The organism is Mycobacterium sp. NGS68 (genome assembly GCF_059812195.1).
Genome location: NZ_JCALCE010000080.1, coordinates 1 through 1193 on the forward strand (window position 1 = coordinate 1; position 1193 = coordinate 1193).

Here is a 1193-nt window from a genome sequence, read left to right on the forward strand (position 1 = left end):
GCGTCGTGACCGGCCCAGAGATCGTCACCGCGCTGATCCGGATCCGCCACCAGCGCGGAATGCTGCAGCGCGACGTCGCCGCCGCGGCCGGAGTCTGCACGAGCGCGATCGGCCACCTCGAAGCCCGGAAACGCGCCCCCGAGCTCGCCACCGTCCTGCGGTACGCCCAAGCCGTCGGCGCCACCGTCGAGGTGGTGGCACGGTGAGCACCGCGACGCGTCGACACGCCCTTGACCTGATCCGCTCACGGATCGACGACCACCTCGAACGGGCCGACGACCTCGAACAGTTCGGCGATCACTGGTGGCGCGTCAGCAAGTACGCGTGGTTGCACGCCGCCTGGATCCACCGCCAGGCCGCACGTCAACTGACGTCGATTGCCGAGCAGATTGAGTGCGGCATCTACGCGGAGAGATCACTCGTGACCATCCGCCTGCCCACCAACCCGCGCGTCAGCCTCGACGAAGACGGCACCCTGGACGACTTCGCCGCGACCGACGTCGAACTCGTCCACTTCGAGGCCATCGACGACGCCCGCTGGTACGCCACCATCGAACTCAAGACCGGTGAAATCTGGCAGCTGAACTTCGGCGCCCAGAACTCACGATCACGCGGCTACGCACGGGCGGAGCGGATGCCGTGACCTACTTCACCGCGCTCATGGGCCTGCACGCCCAGCCGTGGAACGCCCGGGCCCGCTGCAACCCCGCCACCGCAGAAGTGTTCTTCCCCGAGACCGGCGAACGCGACATGCAGCAAGTCGCGGTCCGCATCTGCCGGCACTGCCCGGTCATGGCCGAATGCCGCGCCTGGGCCATCGAAAACGGCGAATACCACGGCGTCTGGGGCGGACTGACGCAACGGAAACTGCGGGCCCTGGTCCGCCAGGCCGTCACCACCACCCACTCACCGATGTGCGGCACCACATCCGGCGTCGAACGCCACTACCGGCTCCGTGAGCCCCTCTGCGACCCCTGCCTAGACGCAGGCGCCACGGCCGCCCGGAAATGGCGGCAGAGCCAGGTTCAGCCCGCATGAGCCTCGTCGTGGGATTAGACCCATCGTTGACGTCGGCCGGCGTCGCGATGCTCCGCGACGGCCGCCCGATCCTCCTACGCTCCGTCAGCACCAGCCCCGACGTCAAAGACTGGGACCACCGCATACGCCGCATCACCCGCCAAACCTGGAACATC

At 68.2% G+C, this 1193-nt stretch carries 3 protein-coding genes; all 3 read left to right on the forward strand.

Features of this window, described 5'->3' with window-relative positions:
* A partial coding sequence (locus AC5Y5V_RS31325; protein ID WP_499942954.1) for a helix-turn-helix transcriptional regulator occupies nucleotides 1-206 on the forward strand: 206 nt, incomplete at its 5' end.
* Complete coding sequence (locus AC5Y5V_RS31330; RefSeq protein WP_499942956.1) at nucleotides 203-643, forward strand: hypothetical protein; 441 nt, start codon at nucleotides 203-205, stop codon at nucleotides 641-643. The genes AC5Y5V_RS31325 and AC5Y5V_RS31330, both read left to right, overlap by 4 nt.
* Nucleotides 640-1038: a WhiB family transcriptional regulator gene (locus AC5Y5V_RS31335; protein ID WP_499942959.1), complete on the forward strand. Its 399-nt coding sequence runs from the start codon at nucleotides 640-642 to the stop codon at nucleotides 1036-1038. The genes AC5Y5V_RS31330 and AC5Y5V_RS31335 overlap by 4 nt, the downstream gene beginning before the upstream one ends.
* Nucleotides 1039-1193: the final 155 nt, after the last annotated feature.